This window comes from Leisingera sp. ANG-Vp (assembly GCF_000813725.1).
Lineage (GTDB): Bacteria > Pseudomonadota > Alphaproteobacteria > Rhodobacterales > Rhodobacteraceae > Leisingera.
Window position 1 is genome coordinate 82,016 of sequence record NZ_JWLD01000037.1, and the last position, 19,872, is coordinate 101,887.

Annotated in this window: 16 protein-coding genes; 2 read left to right on the plus strand and 14 right to left on the minus strand. The window is 63.1% G+C overall.

What is annotated here, in order from left to right:
* Positions 1-82: 82 nt before the first annotated feature.
* From RA20_RS12845 to RA20_RS12865, 5 genes are all read right to left on the minus strand, one after another.
* Positions 83-814, minus strand: coding sequence for an extensin-like domain-containing protein (locus tag RA20_RS12845; RefSeq protein ID WP_039129249.1), 732 nt, complete (start codon positions 812-814; stop codon positions 83-85).
* Positions 811-1,743 carry a prephenate/arogenate dehydrogenase family protein gene (locus tag RA20_RS12850; protein WP_039129252.1) on the minus strand — a complete coding sequence of 311 codons (933 nt, stop codon included), beginning with the start codon at positions 1,741-1,743 and terminating at the stop codon, positions 811-813. Before RA20_RS12850 ends, RA20_RS12845 begins: the two co-directional genes overlap by 4 nt.
* On the minus strand, positions 1,740-2,825 hold the full coding sequence (hisC, locus tag RA20_RS12855) for a histidinol-phosphate transaminase (RefSeq protein WP_039129255.1): 1,086 nt from the start codon (positions 2,823-2,825) through the stop codon (positions 1,740-1,742). Before hisC ends, RA20_RS12850 begins: the two co-directional genes overlap by 4 nt.
* A 137-nt stretch (positions 2,826-2,962) precedes the next feature.
* Complete coding sequence (locus RA20_RS12860; RefSeq protein ID WP_039129258.1) at positions 2,963-4,609, minus strand: hypothetical protein; 1,647 nt, start codon at positions 4,607-4,609, stop codon at positions 2,963-2,965.
* Between the two features lie 169 nt (positions 4,610-4,778).
* A complete protein-coding gene (locus tag RA20_RS12865) occupies positions 4,779-6,203 on the minus strand; it encodes an aminotransferase class V-fold PLP-dependent enzyme (RefSeq protein ID WP_039129261.1) in 1,425 nt (474 codons plus the stop codon).
* 105 nt (positions 6,204-6,308) lie between these two features.
* On the opposite strand from RA20_RS12865, the gene RA20_RS12870 reads away from it, so the two are divergent.
* Positions 6,309-6,770, plus strand: coding sequence for an Lrp/AsnC family transcriptional regulator (locus RA20_RS12870; protein WP_039129264.1), 462 nt, complete (start codon positions 6,309-6,311; stop codon positions 6,768-6,770).
* A gap of 199 nt (positions 6,771-6,969) precedes the next feature.
* Here the strand turns inward: RA20_RS12870 and rpsD are convergent, their stop codons facing one another.
* The 3 genes from rpsD to RA20_RS12885 form a co-directional block, all read right to left on the minus strand.
* Complete coding sequence (rpsD, locus tag RA20_RS12875; protein ID WP_039129266.1) at positions 6,970-7,590, minus strand: 30S ribosomal protein S4; 621 nt, start codon at positions 7,588-7,590, stop codon at positions 6,970-6,972.
* A gap of 218 nt (positions 7,591-7,808) precedes the next feature.
* Positions 7,809-8,870: a Hint domain-containing protein gene (locus RA20_RS12880; RefSeq protein WP_039129267.1), complete on the minus strand. Its 1,062-nt coding sequence runs from the start codon at positions 8,868-8,870 to the stop codon at positions 7,809-7,811.
* Between the two features lie 190 nt (positions 8,871-9,060).
* Positions 9,061-9,978 carry a LysR substrate-binding domain-containing protein gene (locus RA20_RS12885; protein WP_039129269.1) on the minus strand — a complete coding sequence of 306 codons (918 nt, stop codon included), beginning with the start codon at positions 9,976-9,978 and terminating at the stop codon, positions 9,061-9,063.
* A 216-nt stretch (positions 9,979-10,194) separates the two neighbouring features.
* On the opposite strand from RA20_RS12885, the gene katG reads away from it, so the two are divergent.
* Positions 10,195-12,411, plus strand: a complete 2,217-nt coding sequence (gene katG, locus RA20_RS12890) for a catalase/peroxidase HPI (protein WP_039129271.1) — start codon at positions 10,195-10,197, stop codon at positions 12,409-12,411.
* A 172-nt stretch (positions 12,412-12,583) separates the two neighbouring features.
* Here the strand turns inward: katG and RA20_RS12895 are convergent, their stop codons facing one another.
* The 6 genes from RA20_RS12895 to RA20_RS12920 all read right to left on the minus strand — a co-directional run bounded on the left by RA20_RS12895 (position 12,584) and on the right by RA20_RS12920 (position 19,792).
* Positions 12,584-12,958: a cytochrome C oxidase subunit IV family protein gene (locus RA20_RS12895; RefSeq protein WP_039129272.1), complete on the minus strand. Its 375-nt coding sequence runs from the start codon at positions 12,956-12,958 to the stop codon at positions 12,584-12,586.
* Between the two features lie 9 nt (positions 12,959-12,967).
* Entirely contained in the window at positions 12,968-13,684 is a 717-nt protein-coding gene (locus RA20_RS12900) for a heme-copper oxidase subunit III family protein (protein ID WP_039129276.1), read from the minus strand.
* Between the two features lie 15 nt (positions 13,685-13,699).
* A complete protein-coding gene (locus RA20_RS12905) occupies positions 13,700-14,398 on the minus strand; it encodes a cytochrome c oxidase subunit 3 (protein WP_039129279.1) in 699 nt (232 codons plus the stop codon).
* The gene (locus tag RA20_RS12910; protein WP_039129281.1) at positions 14,395-16,167 is read right to left on the minus strand and encodes a cbb3-type cytochrome c oxidase subunit I; all 1,773 of its coding nucleotides are present in this window, start codon (positions 16,165-16,167) and stop codon (positions 14,395-14,397) included. Before RA20_RS12910 ends, RA20_RS12905 begins: the two co-directional genes overlap by 4 nt.
* A 113-nt stretch (positions 16,168-16,280) precedes the next feature.
* Positions 16,281-17,111, minus strand: coding sequence for a cytochrome c oxidase subunit II (locus tag RA20_RS12915; RefSeq protein ID WP_039129283.1), 831 nt, complete (start codon positions 17,109-17,111; stop codon positions 16,281-16,283).
* Between the two features lie 215 nt (positions 17,112-17,326).
* Positions 17,327-19,792, minus strand: a complete 2,466-nt coding sequence (locus RA20_RS12920) for a CoA transferase (RefSeq protein ID WP_039129287.1) — start codon at positions 19,790-19,792, stop codon at positions 17,327-17,329.
* Between the last annotated feature and the right edge of the window lie 80 nt (positions 19,793-19,872).

Consider the following 19,872-nt stretch of genomic DNA (forward strand, 5'->3'; position numbering starts at 1 on the left):
CCAAAAGACCCGCGCGCGCAGCGCGCCCGGCCCAAGGCTGTAATGTGCCGCTTCAGGCACTTTCAGGCGCGGGAGCCTGCCCTTAGCGGCAATAAGAGCCGCCACGGTGGCGGGCGGTATCGAGGTGGAAGTGATCGCGGTGGTAGCGGTCCGCTTCCGGCCCCAGAACGGTGCCGAACGGGCCGCAGGCGGCTTTCCAGATTTTCTTCAGCTTGCGCCGGGTCTTGCGTTGTTTCCAGCCCTCCAGAACGGTGATGGTCTCACCGCTTTCCAGGGTAAAGCCGGAAATGTCGATCGCCTTGCCCCGGCCATGCTCCGAGATCTTTGCACCCGGGCGGTTGTTGCGGGTGCGGCAGGCGTAATGGGCGGCCACCCGAAGGGACACCACCTTGTTGCGGCGCCCGAAGGCGGTTTCCACCTCACGGTTGATCCAGGTCTTCAGCGCCCGCGCGGTGCTGCAGGTCATCAGGGAGGATTGGCTGAGCCGAACCCCTGAAATCTCACGCACCCGCACTGCGTCTTTGGCTCCGCAGCCAGGCAGAGTGCCAGCGATGTCACCGGCCTCATCACCCTTGATGTCGATGTCGCCGCAGACGGCGCCCTTGCGGCGTTTGCGGCGGCCGAACAGCACTTCGGTTTCCAAGCCCTGCCCGCGGGCATGGGGCAGCGGAACCGGCGGCAGCTGAGGCAATGCAGCCGCGGCCGGGCTCAGGGCTGCAAACTCCAGCGCCTCAGTGGAATACATCTGCGGGCTGTCTGCTGAGGCAGAGGCTCCGAAAATCAGGAATGCCAGAACCGCGCCCGCCCGGATCATTTCTTCTGCCCCCGGCCGAAGTCGGGCGCATCGGTGTCCTGGCCGGCCTCGATGATGCCGCGGCGGATGGCACGGGTGCGGGTGAAGTAGTCATGCAGGTGTTCGCCGTCACCGGTGCGGATCGCCCGCTGCAGCGCAAACAGCTCCTCAGTGAAGCGGCCCAAGATCTCCAGCGTAGCGTCCTTGTTGGTCAGGAACACATCGCGCCACATGGTCGGGTCCGAGGCGGCGATCCGGGTGAAGTCGCGGAAGCCGGCGGCGGAATACTTGATCACCTCGCTGTCGGTAACCCGGCGCAAGTCGTCGGCGACACCGACCATAGTGTAGGCGATCAGGTGCGGCGTATGCGAGGTGACGGCCAGCACCAGGTCGTGGTGGTCGGCGTCCATCACATCGACATTGGCGCCCATGCCCTCCCACAGTTTGCGCAGCTGCTCCACCGCCTGCGAGTCGGTACCCTCAACCGGAACCAGCAGCGACCAGCGGTTGTCGAACAGTTCGGCAAAGCCGGATTCCGGACCCGAATGCTCGGTGCCGGCCAGCGGGTGGGCCGGTACGAAATGCACGCCCTCCGGGATATGCGGCTGAACCGCGTCGATCACATGGCGCTTGACCGAGCCCACGTCAGACACGGTGGCACCAGGCTTCAGCACGGGCGCGATGTCTTTCATCACCGGGCCCATGGCGCCGACAGGAACGCAGAGCACCACCAGATCGGCATCCTTCACCGCCTCCTGTGCGCTATCGCAAACGCGGTCGCAAAGGCCAATCTGGCGCGCGGTTTCGCGGGTTTCCTGGCTGCGGGCATATCCGGTGACCTCGCCTGCCAGCCCTGCGCGCTTCATCGCCCAGAACATCGAGGACGCAATCAGGCCGAGCCCGATCAGCGCCACGCGGCCGTAGACTTGCCCGTTATCCTGGCTGCTCATGCCTGCCCCTCTTTGAATGCTTTCACCCCGTCGGCCACCCGGCGGCAAGACGCCTCGTCACCGATGGTGATGCGCAGTGCGGCGGGCAGGTTGTATCCTGCCACCCGGCGCACGATCAGCCCTTGCGATTGCAGGTAAGTGTCGCAGGCTTCGGCCTCATCCTGGCTGCCAAAACGCGCCAGGATGAAATTGGTGCTGGAAACATCGGACGGCACGCCAAGCTCCGCCAGGGCGTTTGCCAGCCAGGCGCGCCACTTGCTGTTCTCGGCGCGGCACTGGTCCACGTAGTCCACATCGCGCACCGAGGCCTCGGCCCCTGCCAGCGCGGTGCTGGAGACGTTGAACGGCCCGCGGACCCGGTTCAGCACATTGATGATTTCCTTGGGGCCATAGCCCCAGCCGATGCGCGCGCCGCCCAGCCCGTAGATCTTGGAGAAGGTGCGGGTCATGAAGACGTTGCTGCGGGCGGCAATCACCGCGGCGCCGGCATCGAAGCCTTCGACATATTCCGCATAGGCGCCGTCCAGCACCAGCAAGGCACCTTCGGGCAGGCCATCCGCAAGCCGGGCCACCTCAGCCTCGCTGATCATGGTTCCGGTGGGATTGTTGGGGTTGGCGATGAACACCAGCTTGGTCTTCTCGGAGCAGCCCGCCAGCAGCGCATCAACATCGGTGACCCGCTCGCGTTCCTTGACCTCAACCGGGGTGGCTCCCGCTGCCAGCGCGCTGATGCGGTACATGGCAAAGCCATGTTCTGTGTACAGCACCTCGTCGCCCGGGCCGGCATAGGCCTGGCACAGAAAGGCAATGATCTCGTCGCTGCCCGCGCCGCAGATGATCTGCTCCGGCTCCAGCCCGTGAACCTCGCCGATCGCCTGCCGCAGCGCCGCATGGTCCGAGCTGGGATAACGGTGCATGCTGGCCGCCGCGTCCTGCATCGCCTGAATAGCGCGCGGGCTGGGGCCAAGGGGGTTCTCGTTCGAGGAGAGCTTCACAACATTGCTCACCCCTTTCACATGGGCAGCCCCGCCCTGGTACAGAGCGATGTCCATGATACCGGGCTGCGGTGTGAGTTGGGTCATAATTACGGGCTCCTTAATTCCAGCCCGTCATAGCGGCCCAAACGCCGGTGGGGAAGCACCAAGATGATGCTTCCCCAATGCTGCCGCCCCCTCCCGGCAGCCCCCGGCGCTGGCAGGGCGTATCAGAGTCTGGCTCCCTAATGCGCGCCTGCTGTCTTGGGCATCTTGCGCTTGGCCTCGGCCATGATGATCTTCTGGATCTCCTTGCGCAGTTCCATGTCCTTGCGCATCGCCTCATTGGCCTGCTTCTGCATGGTGCCGGCCGACTGCGAGCCGTCCGAGCTGTTCAGGGCCTCACCCGCATATTTGCTGAGCGTCTTGCCGGAGATCTGCTTGGCAATCTCGCCATAGATCGCGTCGCCATGCAGCTTGATGAAATCCTCGGTGGCCTTGACGCCGTATTTGGCGATCAGGTCCTTCTTGACCGCGCCTTCCATGGCGGCCGGCGCCAGCTTGGTCTTGAGGAATTTCTCTGCCGCTGAGGTGAAGCCGGAGGAGAATTTCTCCAGCGCCTTGCCGGCACCCGCCGACATGATGCCTGCGGTCAGGATCTTGGCGATGCTCTCCTTGATCTCCTTGGTGTTGGGCGGGCGGCCCTTTTCGATCAGGGGTTTGGCGAGGCCAATGGTTTCCTTGAGCGCCTCGGTCACCATGGCTTCGCCTGCCTTGGATTTCAGGAACTTCTCAAAGAAGGCCTTCACCGCCTTTTTGGGCAGCTCGCGCGAGAGCTTCTTGGCGGCCGCCTTGGCCAGATCGTCCGCCAGGCCCGCTGAAAGCTTGGCCGTCAGCTTGCCGCCCGCGGCCCCTGCGAGGCCGGCAATGAAGCTGTCGATGAAGACCTTCTTGGCCGCGCCGTCCCAGGTGACCTTGTTGCCCGCCAGATGCTCACCCAGCTGGCCTGCGCTGGATTTCAGCGCCTCGGTGCTGGCGGCGGCAATGGCATGGGCCTTGGCCGGCGACATGCCCTTGGTCGCCACCAGACGGGCGGTCATATAGGTTTCGACCACGGCAAAGGAGACCTCGCGCACCACTTCCAGTTTCCAGACAATGGCGCCGGCGGTGCTGATGCGCTGGTCTATGAATTTCTTAAAGGCCTTGCCGCCGGTATTATAGGCCTTGGAGGCCTTCACGTCCTGCTTGTAGACCTTCTTCCAGTCCGGTTTCTTCTTGCTGGTCAGCGTCTTGAGCAGGCTTGCCTCGGAACGCGCATTCAGGATCGCAGTCCAGGGCGGGTCGGTCTTATCGTTGACCATGCTGACGGCAAATTCCGTCAAAGCGTTCAGGAAAGTCTCGTTGCCCTGGCGGGTGTTTTCCACCTCGTTGCAGAAATCGACCCAGGATTCCGCCTGACCGTACATCATCTCAGCCTTGGCCAGAAGCTTGCGGCGCAGTTCCTCCTGGCCCGCTTCATACTCCGCCACGGTGATCAGCTTGGTCTTGCCGTTTTCGACAACTTCAACCCGTTCAACTTTGGTATCCGCGGCGTATTGCGCGGCCAATTTGGGCAATCCCGCGTTCCAGGTGCGCATGCCGGGATCGACAATGCCGTCAGGCTTGCGGAAGCCCAGTTTCTTCTTCTGGAAGTCCCGGATCGTTTTGATCAGCCCGGCATCGCATTTGGTGCTGATCTCAACGGAATAACCGTTCGCCTTGAGCATCAGACGCACCAGTTCGACGTCTGCGGGATTGTTCTTAACGGGTTTGAATTTGCTTTCGCCGGTCTTGGGATCCGGCTTGGTAATGCGTTTCTTGTCGCCCACCGGGGCGGACAGCTTGAGGGCCATAACACAGCTCCGACTTTTTACTACAGTCAAAGCCTGCCATAGCCTGTTAGCGCTGTCCCGGGGGATTTAGAATAGACTTTCCCCCTTTAATTGGCCGGTGCGGATACCTACATATCACGGGTATGTGAGGTGCTTCCCCGCCCCCGGGAAAGCACCCATTCCATATGTTTCAGGCCACCAGCGCCTTGAACCGTGCGGTTTCCGGATCAACGTTGTAGCGCGGCGCCAGTTCTGCCGTCCGTCTGGTCAGGTCATTGACGCTGTCGATGATGTACTGCGCTGTCTGCGGCTCCATCAGGTAAGAGAAGTTGAGCCGTACCCAGCCGGGCTTTTTCATCTCCTCACCCGCCTGCAGCTCCGCAAACAACGTTTCCGATTCCGGCTGGCTGATGTCCAGCAGCCGGTGCGCATAAGGGCCAGCGCAGGCACAGCCGCCGCGGGCTTGAATGCCGTAGACATCGCTGAGCATCCGGGTGAACAGCTGCTGATGCACCGGATTGCCTGCACCGTCGGAGACCAGGAAGGAAAAGATCGGAAGCCGGTGCGCGTCGCGCTGGCCAAGGATGCGCAGGCGCGGGTTGGCAGACCAGCCCTCCCAGGCCATTTGCGCGAATTGGGCCTCGCGGGCTTCGATCTCCTCCTGGCCGACGGCCTCCTTGACCAGAAATGCAAGTGCGGCGCGGATGTCGCCGATCACGTTCGGAGTTCCTGCTTCCTCGCGAGTCGCCAGGTCGCCGCTGTATTCATGCTGCCAAGGGGAAACAAAGCTCACAGTTCCCCCACCCGGCCAGGAGGGGCAACGGCGGCGCACCGCCCGGGTGTTGACGACCAGCACGCCCGAGGCGCCGGGGCCGCCCGGAAACTTGTGCGGCGAGACCACAACCGCGTCTTTGCGCGCGGCGCCCTTTCCGCCCATATCGACCGGCAGGTAAGGCCCGCCGCCCGCATAGTCCCAAACCGCCAGCGCACCGTGAGCATGCAGCAGGCGGCTGATCGGATCAGGGCCGGTGATAATACCGGTCACGTTGGAGGCGGCCGAAAAGCTGCCGATTTTCAGATCGCTGTCCGCATGGTCCTGCAACGCCCGTTCCAGAGCTGCGAGATCGACGCCGCCGCCGGGTGTTTCGGGGATTTCCACCACCTCAGCCTTGCTTTCGCGCCAGGGCAGAATGTTGGAGTGATGCTCATAAGGGCCGATGAAAACAACCGGCCGGTCTGCCTCGTTCACGCCGAACAGGCTGACCAGCCGGTTGAGGCCCGCGGTGGCGCCCGATCCGGTGAAGATCACCGCATCATCCCCAGTGGCGCCGGTCATGCGGGCAATTTCAGAACGCGCCTCGCGGCGCAGGCGGGTCATTTGCGTTCCGCAATAAGAGGCTTCGGTATGGGAGTTGGCATAGAACGGCAGCACCTGCCGGGCCACGAAGTCCTCCACTTGGCTTAACCCCCGGCCGGAGGCGACATAGTCGGCATAGACCAGCGGCACTTCGCCATCGAGGCCCGGGATCATTACCCCGTCGCCAATCACGCTTTGGCCCAAGCTGCCGTCCAGGGCGGCCTGCCGGATTGTCTGTTTGAATGCTGCCAGGGTCATGTCGCGCCTCCGTTGCTTGCTGCAGCTATTGTGAACGGCTAAAGGCGCGAAAACTATATCAATTACTGAGTAGATTATCGATTATTCGTGTCATATGATCTTTCAATGAGCAAATCAGTCGATCAAATTGACAGGGCAATTCTGCGCGCGCTGCAGCAGGATGCCAGCCTTTCGCAGCGGGAGCTGGCCGACCAGGTCGGCCTGTCTCAGAATGCCTGCTGGCGGCGGCTGAAAGCGCTGAACGACAGCGGACTGCTGCAGGGCTCCACCGCGCGGCTGGACCGCAAGCAGCTGGGGCTGGACCTGGTGGTCTTTGTGCTGCTGCGCACAAGGCATCACTCGGCGGAGTGGCTGCAGACCTTCCGCCGCCATGTGCTGGCGATCCCTGAAGTGGTGGATTTTCACCGCATCGGCGGCGACTACGACTATCAGCTGAAAGTGGTGACCCAGGATATGGCCAGCTATGACCGGGTCTATCAGCGGCTGATTTCCGGTGTCGAGCTGGACAGCGTGACCTCCTACTTCGCGATGGAGGCAATTGCAGAAGGCCGGCCATTGCCGCTGTAGTCGCGGAAGACGGGGGCTCTGCCCCCAGCCCTGCGGGCTTCCCCCGGGGTATTTGCAACCAGAAAGAAGCAGCAGCCCCGGCAGGCCGCCGCCGCGCACGGCAAAACAGGGTTCCCCGCAGGACAGCCAAGCGGAGCTCGAAACGCAAAAGGCCGCGCAGTTTGCGCGGCCTTCCGGATAATCTGCGGTGCGGCGAAGATTAGTTCTTCGCGTAGAATTCCACGACCAGGTTCGGTTCCATCACAACCGGGTACGGCACGTCGCCCAGGGCGGGGGTGCGCACGAAGGTTGCTTTCATCTTGGAGTGGTCGGCTTCGATGTAATCCGGCACATCGCGCTCGGCCAGTTGAGTGGCTTCCAGCAGGGCAACCATTTGCTTGGACTTGTCGCGGACCTCGATCACGTCGCCTTCTTTGACGCGGTAGGAGGGGATGTTCACGCGCTTGCCGTTCACGGTCACGTGGCCGTGGTTCACGAACTGGCGGGCCGCAAAGACGGTTGCCACGAACTTGGCGCGGTAAACGACGGCGTCCAGGCGGCGCTCGAGCAGGCCGATCAGGTTTTCACCGGTGTCGCCGGTCACACGCACGGCTTCGCCGTAGATGCGGCGGAACTGCTTCTCGGTCAGGTCGCCGTAGTAGCCTTTGAGCTTTTGCTTGGCGCGCAGCTGGATACCGAAGTCGGACAGTTTGCCCTTGCGGCGCTGGCCGTGCTGGCCCGGGCCGTAGTCGCGGCGGTTGACCGGGGACTTCGGACGGCCCCAGATGTTTTCGCCCATGCGGCGGTCGATTTTGTACTTGGCAGACGTGCGTTTGGTCACGGCTGATCTCCTTCGTATTTGGTTTCGAAGGGCGTTGTCCTCTTGAGGTCTCCCCCATGACAGGCATCCCCTTGCGGGGGCCACCAACACCAATGAAGCCGCGCTTATATAGGGGGATGGGGCAGAGTCAACACGGGGCTGCCGGGTTTTGCCGGAAATTCCGCAGAAACTGCAGGGCCCGCGCACTGAATAGCGCCCGGGCCGGTTTGGGTAAAGCCTCAGGCCGCCTCGTGGCCGAGAATCGCAGCCTCGGAGGCGCTGAGATTGCGGCGGGCATAGGCGCCGTAAGAAAGCGGGTTGCGCTCCAGCTCCGGCTGCAGGCTGAACAGCCGCGCCCGGTCGCTGTCTCCTAGGGCCGTGAGTGCGGCGTTGGACGGGTGGAAGCTTTCGGTTTCGACCCCGTTGGCCCAAAGCACCTGGTGGTTAGCCAGCATGATATGGATATAGGTCACCTCCCGCACCGCGGCATCCGGCAGGATGGTGCGGCCGTTGACCAGATCTCCTGCCGCGACCAGAACTTCGGGCGTATTGAACAGCGCCCGCACCCTGTCGCCGCGCAACAGCATCCTGTGGTCTGGGGAGACCAGCAGCTCCTGCTCGGGGCGGTCGATGCCCAGGGCGCCTGCATGAATGCGGACCGGGCGCAGACGCGGCATCACAAACAGCCGGGCACCGCTGATCCGGCGCGCGCCGATCCAAAGGATTTCCTGGGCGCCATTGTCGCGGGTCTGCACCTTTTCACCCTCGCGCAGCTGCTCGACCCGTTTTGGCCCGCCCGGCGTGGCAATCAGAGTGCCCGGGGTAAAGCAGATCACTCCGGATTCGCCCTGCGGCCGGTCCGCATGAATGGTTCCCAGGGAATGATGCACGACCCAGAGGTCGGCGCCGCGCGGCGGCAGCTCGTCCACAAACATCAGAAGCGGGCGCTGGCCCGGCCCCACTTCGATCAGAGTGACCGTATAGCTTTGCACCCCGTTGGTGACGACAAAGCTGCTGTCCATCAGCGGCTCGTCCACCTCGACCGCATTCACATCAGTCCGGTTCTGAACAGCTGCCCCGACCAGCCTGCGCACCGAGCGTGCTGCCCGGCGGCGCAAATCTGCCTCGCCATTTGCCATATCCAATCGCAAAAGCTCCGACGGCCCGTCCACCCGCACAGCATCGCCATGCCAGGACCAAGCCGCCCCTACATCCAGAGCGTCAACCGGTGCAGCCTTGAGGCCGTCTATCTCGGTTTGCGACCAGGAAACGACAAACGTGCCACGAAAGCCCGTTTTCATCTGCCTGTATGCCTGCCTAAAGTTTATCTTTATTAACGAAACGTTAACAAAGCGTCTTCAAGCAGGAAACGGATAGATTTTCAAATCGGTGTGAGCGTGTTTTTTGCGCATCAATCACGCTAAAGATGATTCATTGTTTCGCACCGGTGCCGGTTCCAGCCGCGATCCGCTCCGGGCCGCGGTCTGGCGCTCATGCTTGCGCAGCAAGCCTGTGGCGCAGATCTTTCGCTGTGTCCTGAACCACCGAAGCCACCTGCATCAGCTGGCGCGCCAAAGGGTTGCTGCGCCGCCAGATCATGCCGATTGTCCGCGATGGTTGCGGATCGCCAAAGCGGGCAACCGAGACCACTGCCGAGCGGGTTTCCACCGGCACCGCCATTTCGGGAATCAGCGTGACCCCGATTCCCGCACTCACCATCTGCACCAGAGTCGACAGCGAACTGCCGTCCAGCAGCTCGCGCGGAGCGGCGGACTGCATGTTGCAGAACGACAGCGCCTGGTCGCGGAAGCAATGCCCCTCCTCCAGCAGCAGCAGCCGCATCTCGCGCAGGCCATCCGGTCCCGGCACCGGCTTGCCTGAATCCTCGCCCGGGCGGACCAGAACAAAGTCTTCGGAAAACAGCGCCACTTCCTCAAAAGAGGGTTCAGACACTGGCAGAGCCACTATGGCCGTGTCCAGCCGCCCCTCCCCCAGTTCTTCCAGCAGTTTGGGAGTTACCGTCTCCCGCACGCGGATGTCGGCTTCCGGATACTGACGGGTCAGGCTGCCGACAATTGCCGGCAGCAGATAGGGCGCAATGGTGGGAATCACCCCCAGGCGCAGCCGCCCCGCCAGCCCCTCGCGGGAGGCGCGCGCCAGTTCGCCCAATTCATCCACCGAACGCAGGATACCGCGCACCCTGTCCGCCAAGTCTTCGCCAAAGCTTGTGAGCCGCACCTGGCGCGCTGCACGCTCCACCAGCTGCACCCCAAGAACCTCCTCCAATTCCTTGATTTGTACGGACAATGCCGGCTGAGACACGGCGCAGGCTTCGGCTGCGCGCCCGAAATGGCGGTGCTGGGCCAGCGCCTCGAAATAGCGCATCTGGCGGAGTGTCACGTTTATCATAGGTTTTTATTATCACCGCGATGAGAAAATGCAACTTATGCCAATCAATTTTCCCTGCTAGCCTCAGGTTCAGGAAGACAGGGAGGACCGGCCTTCGCAGCCTTGGCCCGCTTTTATTTCAAAGCGGTTCACTGGCTGCGGTTTCGCTGCCGCACAGGTCCCAAAGCCTTCCGCCACGTAGCACATCAGAATTTGCAGCCACGATCGGAGATAAGAATGGACGGAAACAACCCCGCAGGAAAATGCCCGGTGATGCACGGTGCGGCGCTGAACACCGACAGCGGCGGAACCTCGAACCAGGATTGGTGGCCCAACCAGCTGAACCTGAAGATCCTGCACCAGAACTCGGCCAAGTCGAACCCGATGGGCGCGGATTTCAACTACGCCGAAGAATTCAAGAAACTCGACCTGAAGGCGCTGAAGGCAGACCTGACCGCGCTGATGACCGACAGCCAGGACTGGTGGCCTGCCGACTATGGCCATTACGGCGGGCTGTTCATCCGCATGGCCTGGCACAGCGCCGGCACCTACCGGACCGCGGACGGACGCGGCGGCGGCGGCACCGGACAGCAGCGCTTTGCACCGCTGAACTCCTGGCCGGATAACGGCAACCTCGACAAGGCGCGCCGCCTCTTGTGGCCGATCAAGCAGAAATACGGAAACCAGATTTCCTGGGGCGATCTGATGATCCTGGCGGGCAATGTCGCCATCGAATCCATGGGCGGGCCGACCTTTGGCTTTGGCGGCGGCCGCGCGGACGTCTGGGAGCCGGAGGAAGACGTCTATTGGGGTTCTGAAACCGAATGGCTGGCCACCAGCGACCAGGCCAACAGCCGGTATTCGGGCGACCGCGAGCTGGAAAACCCGCTGGGCGCCGTGCAGATGGGCCTGATCTACGTGAACCCGCAAGGCCCGGACGGCAACCCGGATATCCTCGCCTCTGGCCTTGATGTGCGCGACACCTTCGGGCGCATGGGCATGAACGATGAGGAAACCGTGGCGCTGGTCGCCGGCGGCCACACCTTCGGCAAAGGCCATGGCGCCGGCCCCGAAGAGGACGTGGGCGCGGAACCCGAAGGCGCCGCAATGGAAGCAATGGGCTTTGGCTGGGCCAACGCCTATGGCTCCGGCAAGGGCGACGACACCACGACCTCGGGCTTTGAGGGTGCCTGGACCGCGGACCCGGTCAACTGGGACAACGGCTATTTCGACCTGCTGTTCGGCTATGAGTGGGAACAGGCCACCACCGGCACCGGCAATATCGTCTGGCACCCGGTGGACGTGAAGGAAGAGGACATGGCCCCCAAGGCGCATGATCCCTCGACCAAGGTCACCACGATGATGACCACTGCCGACATGTCGATGCGCTTTGACCCGATCTACGGGCCGATCTCCAAGCGGTTCCACGAGAACCCGGACCAGTTTGCCGACGCTTTTGCCCGCGCGTGGTTCAAGCTGACCCACCGCGACATGGGCCCCATCGCGCGCTATCTGGGCGATGAAGTACCCAGTGAAGAGCTGATCTGGCAGGATCCGGTTCCGGCGGTGGATCACGCGCTGGTGGATGCCGCAGATGTTGCGGATCTGAAAGCCAAGGTTCTGGCGTCCGGCCTGACGGTTTCCGAACTGGTCTCGACCGCCTGGGCCTCTGCCTCGACCTACCGCGGCTCCGACCATCGCGGCGGCGCCAATGGCGGCCGCATCCGTTTGGCACCGCAAAAGGACTGGGACGTGAACCAGCCCGAACAGCTGGCCCGCGTGCTGAGCGTGCTGGAAGGCATCCAGGGTGATTTCAACGGCGCAGCTGCTGGCGGCAAGAAAATCTCGATGGCGGATCTGATCGTGCTGGCAGGCGCTGCAGGGGTTGAAGCTGCAGCCAAGGCCGGCGGCCATGAGATCGAGGTGCCCTTCACCCCGGGCCGGACCGATGCCAGCCAGGAGCAGACCGATGTCGAAGGCTTTGCCGTCCTGGAGCCGGAGGCCGATGGCTTCCGCAACTACCAGAAGACCGCCTATAGCGTACCGGCCGAGAAGATGCTGGTTGACCGGGCGCAGCTCCTGACGCTGGGCGCGCCGGAGATGACAGCTCTGGTCGGCGGCCTGCGGGTGCTTGGCGCCAACCATGGCGGTGCATCTCATGGTGTATTCACCAGCCGGGCAGGCACGCTGAGCACCGACTTCTTCGCCAATATCCTGGATATGGGCGTGGAATGGAAACCCGCTGAGGACGGCACCTACGAAGGCCGCGACCGCGCCAGCGGCGCAGTCAAGTGGACCGGCACCCGGGCGGACCTGGTGTTCGGTTCCAACTCGCAGCTGCGGGCACTGGCCGAGGTCTATGCGCAGGACGGCGGCGAAGCGGCCTTTGTGCAGGACTTCGTGGCGGCCTGGGTCAAAGTGATGAACGCCGACCGGTTCGATCTGACGGCGTAAGCCAACTCCCCAGCAGTCACAGGGCGCTCCGGGAAACCGGGGCGCCTTTCCTCTGCGCCGGTCCGAAATCGACGAAAAGGGCGAAACGGAAATGAGGCGCCCGCCCCTTGGAGGCGCAGGACGGGCGCAGCCCGGCCTGCCGGCCGGACGGGGGTGGAATTGACGTCCGGGTTTATTCCTCTGCGGCGGCCGTCCCCTGTCCGAATTCGATCACACGGGTCTCAGCCGTATAATCCGACTCGATGATCAGGATCGCCAAGAGACCGATCATCGCCAAAGGAGGCAGCAGGATTGCATAGATCAGCGCCAGCCGCTCCCAGGCCATATGCATGAAGACTGCAATGATCAGCCCAGCCTTCAGCGTCATAAAGATCAGGATCAGGCTCCAGCGAAGCAGCCCTTGCAATTGCGCGTAATCCACCCAGTAGGAGGCGGCGCTGAGCACAAACAGCAGAACCCAGACCACGAAGTACAGTTTGATCGGATGCTGCTGACCCTCGTCATGAGCCATGTTCGCGCTGTCCATTGTGTTCGGTGTGTCAGTCATGGCGGCCCCCTACCACAGATAGAAGAATGCAAAGATGAAGACCCAGACGAGGTCGACGAAGTGCCAGTAGAGCCCCATGATCTCGACCGCCTCGTAATCGCCGTTGCCCGCCGACATCCAGCTGCGCTGATCGCGGTCGAATTCGCCCCGCCAGACCTTGAGGGCGACAATGATCAGGAAGATCACTCCGATGGTGACATGGGTGCCGTGGAAACCGGTGATCATGAAGAAGCTGGCGCCGAACTGCTCGGCTCCCCAGGGGTTGCCCCAGGGGCGCACGCCTTCTGAGATCAGCTTGGACCATTCAAAGGCCTGCATGCCGACAAATGCCGCGCCCAGCGCGGCGGTGGCCAGCATCAGAAGAGCGGTGGCTTTGCGCGCCTTCCGGTAGGCACAGTTGACGGCCATCGCCATGGTGCCGGAGGAGGTGATCAGTACAAAGGTCATGATGGCAATCAGGATCAGCGGCAGGTTGGCGCCGCCGATGTGAAGGGCAAAGACCTCGCTGGCATTGGGCCATTCCACGGTAGTGGAGGAACGGGCGGTCAGATAGGCAACCAGGAAGCAGGCAAAGATGAATGTATCGCTGAGCAGCAGGATCCACATCATCGCCTTGCCCCAGGAGACCTTTTTGAACACCCGCTGGTCCGACCCCCAGTCGGCGGCAAAGCCGCTGTGCCCTTGCTGAACCAAAGTCTGGTCCTGGCCTTGGAACTTATCCTCCATCAAGTCTCCCTCCCTTCAACCTACCGCGGCGCGGCACAGCGCCAAAAAGGCGTTGCCCCAGCCCTGCAGCAGCGCAAACAGCATCAGCCAGAAGGCCAGCAGCACGTGCCAGTAAAGGGCGCAGAGCCGCACACCCGGCAGAAGTGCCTTCACGCCCCCTGCCCCGGCATGGCGCAGGCAGACAGCCGCCAGCGCGATGATACCCCCCAGCATGTGCAGCCCGTGCAGGCCGGTGATCAGATAGAAAAAGCTCGCCGCCGGGGTGCCGTCGAGCCGGTAGCCGCCCGCGGTCAGCTCAATCCACACCTGCGCCTGCCCCGCCAGAAAGGCGAGCGTGGCGATGCTGGCGGCAATCAGGCTGGCGCGCAGCCAGCGCGCGGTACCGGCCCGGGCCGAGATCACCACGAACTGCAGAAAGAAACTGGCCAGCAGCAGCAGTCCCGTATTCAGCCAGACCCGGCCGGGCAGCGGCACCAGTTCCCAAGGGGTTTCGTCGATCTGCATGACAAAGGCGCTGCCCAGCATGGCAAACAGCCCGCCCACCACCGCCAGGAACACCACAATGAAGATGAACCCAGGCGCCTTGCCCGGGCCATGGCCCGCCAGCGGTGCAATTCCGGTTTCCAGCCATGGCTTGGAGGCCAGATGCTGCTGCGACAGCCACAGGCCCGCAGCCAGGGCGACCAGCGCCAGGAAGGCGAGGATGACCGTCACAGCCGCCTGTCCTCCCCGTTTGAGACCCAGGCATCGTTCTGGGCAATGTAGTCTTCGGGCGCGCCGGGCACGCTGTAGTCATAGGCCCAACGGTAGACATTGGGCAGCTCGTCCCAGTTGCCATGTCTTGGCGGGGTTTCCGGTGTCTGCCATTCCAGCGAGGTCGCCCGCCAGGGGTTGCCGCCGGACGCGCGCCCGTGGCGCAGGCTCCAGAAGATGTTGAACAGGAACAGCACCTGCACTGCCCCCACGATCAGCGCAGCAGAAGAGATAAAGGCGTTCAGCCCATCCACCGGCGCAGTCAGGAAATCGGGCTCGCCGATTTCGAAATAGCGCCGCGGCACCCCGACCAGCCCCACGTAATGCATTGGGAAGAACACCGCATAGGCGCCGATGAAGGTGACCCAGAAGTGGATATGGCCCATTGCCTCGTTCAGCATCCGGCCGGTCATCTTGGGGTACCAGTGGTAGATCGCGCCAAAGATCACCATGATCGGCGCCACCCCCATCACCATGTGGAAATGGGCGACCACGAACATGGTGTCCGACAGTGGGACATCGACCACCACATTGCCGAGGAACAGGCCCGTCAGCCCGCCGTTCACAAAGGTCACGATGAACCCAAGCGCAAACAGCATGGGGATTGTCAGGTGAATGTCGCCCTTCCATAGGGTCAGCACCCAGTTATAGACCTTGATGGCGGTGGGAATGGCGATGATCAGCGTGGTGGTGGCAAAGAAAAATCCGAACCAGGGATGCATGCCTGAGACATACATATGGTGCGCCCAGACGATGAAGCTCAGCGCGCCGATGATGACGATGGCCCAGACCATCATCCGGTAGCCGAAGACATTCTTGCGCGCATGCACCGCGATCAGGTCCGAGACGATGCCAAAGGCCGGAAGCGCCACGATATAGACCTCGGGGTGGCCGAAGAACCAGAACAGATGCTGGAAGGCAATCGGGCTGCCGCCGCCGTAGCTGAGCTTTTCGCCCAGTTCCACCAGCGACGGCATGAAGAAGGAGGTGCCCAGCAGCCGGTCAAACAGCATCATCACGCAAGCCACGAACAAGGCAGGGAAGGCCAAGAGCGCCATGACGGTGGCAGTGAAAATGCCCCAGACCGTCAGCGGCAGCCGCATCATCGTCATGCCGCGGGTGCGGGCCTGCAGCACGGTCACCGCATAGTTCAGCCCGCCCATGGTGAAACCGATAATGAAGAGGATAAGCGACAGCAGCATCAGGATGATTCCGCTTTGCGCGCCGCCGGGGGTGCCGGAGAGGATGGCTTGCGGCGGATAGAGCGTCCAGCCGGCGCCGGTGGGGCCGCCGGGGACAAAGAAGCTGGCAACCAGCACCAGCACGGCCAGCAGATAGATCCAGTAGCTGAGCATATTGACGAAGGGGAAAACCATGTCGCGGGCGCCGACCATCAGCGGGATCAGGTAGTTGCCGAAACCGCCCAGAAAAATTGCGGTCAGCAGGTAGATCACCATGATCATCCCGTGCATGGTGACGAACTGGTAGTAGGCCTCGGGCGTGATGAAGTCGAAGGTGCCTGGAAAGCCCAGCTGCAGCCGCATCAGCCAGGACATCACCAAGGCAACCAGACCGATCACAATCGCGGTGCCGGAATACTGGATTGCGATATATTTGGCGTCCTGCGAGAAGACATATTTGCCGATCCAGCTGTGTGCATGCGGCGGCATAACATCGGCCACCTCTCGCGGCGGCAGCTGCATCTGTTCGTCAGAACCGCGGTCTACCATTCCTTCCTCCTCCCGTGTTTCCTCCCCAGTCCGGCGGCAGTCAGCGCGCCGGGCCGTCGGGGCCGCAGAAGGGGGGCGGCCCGGTCAGGCCTATGTGTCCGGCGCGGTGCCGGTCATTTCTCCGCCAGCTGCACCGGAGCGCTTCCCCGGGCGTTGCCGGCGTATTCCTCAAAAGTCAGCTGCTCCTGCAGCCACTCCTGGTATTCCTCTTGCTCCACCACGGTGACATAGCCGCGCATGAACGGATGCGCGGTGCCGCAGTATTCGGCGCAGAGCACTTCAAAGGCGCCGGTGCGGGTCGGGGTGAACCAGATGTAGGTGACCATGCCCGGCACCATGTCCATTTTGGCGCGGAACTCTGGCACGTAGAAATTGTGCAGGACGTCGATCGAACGCAGCAGCAGTTTCACCGGCTGGTCCACCGGCAGATAGACCTCGCCGCCCTCGACGATGATGTCATCCTTGCCGAACCGGTCATGCGGGTTGATGCCCAGGGGGTTTTCACCGCCCACCCATTCGGCATCTGCGGTGCCTAGCACCCCGTCCTCGCCCGGCAGCCGGTAGGCCCAGCTCCACTGCTGGCCGAAGACCTCAAGCTCGGTGGCTTCCTCCGGCACGGTAACGAACTGGTGCCAAACGAACAGCCCGGGCACCAGCATCGCAGCCACTCCCACGGCAGTCACCCCGGTCAGCCACCATTCCAGCTTTTTGTTTTCCGGATCGAATTCCGCCCGGTGCCCCGGCCGGTGCCGGTACTTCACCACGCAATAGGCCATGAACAGGATCACCGCCGCAAACACGGCGCCGGTGATCCAGAAGGTTATGACCAGCGTGTCGTCGATGTAATCCCAATTCGACGCGATCGGCGTCCACCACCATGGGCTCAGCAGATGGAACGCAACAGACCCCGCCACGATCAGCACAAGCACGATCGCAATCAGCATCCCGCCCCCTTTCACCGCCGCCCGGCCACTCCCACGGCCGGGCATGCAGGCTTTTCGGCATGAGATAGCAGTATATTACGGTTTCACTTTTCAATCCAGAAACCGGAAGTTGTACGCCTTTTGCGGCAGAGAGTTTTCAATTTTCCGCAATTCCTGCAAATTCAAAGGGGCGCCCTTGCGGACGCCCCTTGTGTGATCCCGTCTAAGCTTGCGGCTTACTCCGGCATGTATTTCTCCGACCAGCTTTCGCCAGCAGCGCCGCTGGCGATCAGTGCTTCAGCCTGGTCTACGGAATAGCCCAGCCGTGCCAGAATTGCCCGTGTGTGCTCGCCGTATTTCGGCGCCGGGCCGGGGATGGTGATGCGGCCTGCCTGCGGGCGCACCGCATTGGGCGCCACCAGATCGCACCAGCGGCCCATCGGGTGCCGGTCGTGGCGGATCACCCGGAAAGTCGCCTCGGACAGGTCGATATTGCCCTCGCTCTCCAGCTGCAGCGCCGCGTCCCGGGTTTCATGCAGCGAAGACAGCGGCACCGCTGTGGCGGAAGTGCCGTTAAAAGCCGCGCGCCAATGGGCCAGCGGCAGGGTAGCAAACCGTTCTGACAAGGCGCTGTGCAGCTGATCCTCCGGCAGTTCCGACAGGTCCGCCAGCTCCGGCACCCGCGCCAGTGCTACGCCGCGTTCGGTGGGGGCGGCGAAGAAGAACCAGGCGTCGGCGGCCAGGTAGCAGTGGTAGAACGGCCCCCAGCCCAAGGCACCCCGGCCCGAAGGTTCGTCAAAGGGCACCCGGGTTTCGTGGTCGTACATGAACTGCGCCTGGATCAGGTTGCCGGCGCCTGCCAGCGAAGCCCGCGCGACCCCGCCCCTGCCCGTCTCCTTGAGCCGCAACAGCGCTCCGCCCAGGGCGACACAGGCGCAGAAGCCTGTGAGCACGTCGATGGTGCCGAAATGGGCGTGTTCCTCGGGCGTCTCCATGCCGCCGCCAAAGCGCACCATCACGCCGGTTGCCGCCTGCGCCAGGTCATCATAGCCGAGGTGATCGGATTTCGGGCCCCGCATCGGTCCGCCAAAGGCATCCAGCTGCACCAGGATCAGGCGCGGGTTGATCGCGGCCAGCCGCTCCGGCGTGAGACCCAGTTTGTCGCGCTGCTCATCGGTGCCGTTCATGGTGATCACATCGGCATCCGCGATCAGCCTGGCCAGCGCCTCCTGCCCTTCATCGGTTCGCAGGTTCAGCAGGATGCTCTCCTTGCCGCGCTGCGCGTGGATGCCGAAGACAACGGTGTTCCACGGGTCCACCGACGGCTCCACCGCCTGCACCAGGGTCAGGTCGGCGCCGTAGCGGGCCAGGGTCGAGCCGATGGTCGGCCCGGCGATCACATTGGTGAGGTCGACAACTTTCAGCCCGTCAAGCCAGCCCCTGCCCTCTTGACCGCTGGCGCCGCCGCGTTCAGGTTCCGCCAGCAGCACCGCCAGATCAGCCTCCGCCGCGCTGGATTTCTGCGCTGCGGCCTCGTCGCCGGACAGCCAGGCCACATTGCCCATCTGCCGCATCGCACCGTGCTTGGCATCCTCCACCTGCAGCACTAGGCCCGAGGCCAGCGCGTGCGGATCGTCCAGCCACTCCTTAGTGAAACGCTGCGCGGTGGCGGGCGCCTTGGCGGCACCGAACAGCGCTTCCCATTCATGCGAGGGCTTGGTCAGGAAGGCCTGTTTCATCGCCGTGGAGACCCGCGCCCGGTCGGACGGCCCCACCGGGTAGTTGCGCATCGACCATTCCGCGGGCCAGTCCTTGGTGTCCAGGTAAGCGGAGAAATCCGGCAGCTCGTCGGCCAGCTCTTTCAGTCCCAGTGTTTCCAGCACCCGGCGCGGATGGGTGGCGACCGAGCTGCTCACCACATAGAAGCCGCGCCCATCGGCGCAGGTGTAAGTGCGGTAAAACGGGTCGAGGAATTCGGAAAGTTCCTCAAACGCCAGGTTCATCGGCAGCCCTTCGGCCTCGCGGCGGTCCAGTTCCACCTCGCGCGGGGACTTGTAGCGCTCGGGGTAATCCTCGATCTGCTCGCAGTTATAGACCAGCCCCTCCAGAAGCGCGGCGGCCAGCGGCACCTCAATATGGTCACCGCCATTGTTCTCGCGGGCGTTCAAGGCAAACAGCACCGACATGGCGCCGAAGCTGGCGCCATAGGCCGAGGCAAGGGTCAGCGGCGAAAAGGATGGGTTGATGCCCATCAGGCGGCGGTTCAGGCCCATGTCGGTGAACTGGCCGGTATAGGCAGCGATGACCGCCTCCCATGCGGGCAGGTCCGCAAGTTCGGCGTCGGTAGAGGCAAAGCCCGGAAGCGACAGATAGACCAGTTGATCATTGGCGGCGCGCAGCACATCCGGGCCGAGGCCGAGGCGGTTCATCACACCGGGGCGGAAGTTCTCGATCACCACATCTGCGCGCTTGGCAAGCTCAATGGCGGTAGCGCGGCCCTCGTCCGATTTCAGGTCCAGCTCCAGTGTCTGCTTGCCCCGCGACAGCATGTCAAAGGCCGGACCGTCAAACCCGGTGCCGCCGGGCGGGGAGATGCGGATCACCTCGGCGCCCATATCGGCCAGCATCATGCCGGTCAGGGGGCCGGCCAGGTAATGACCGAAGTCGAGAACGCGAATGTGGGAGAGAGGGCGCTGCGGCATAGGATAGTCTCGCCTGTTGTCCGTTGAAAAGGGTTGGTCCGACCCAGATTATCTTTGCCCACGCCGATATCCACTGGCCA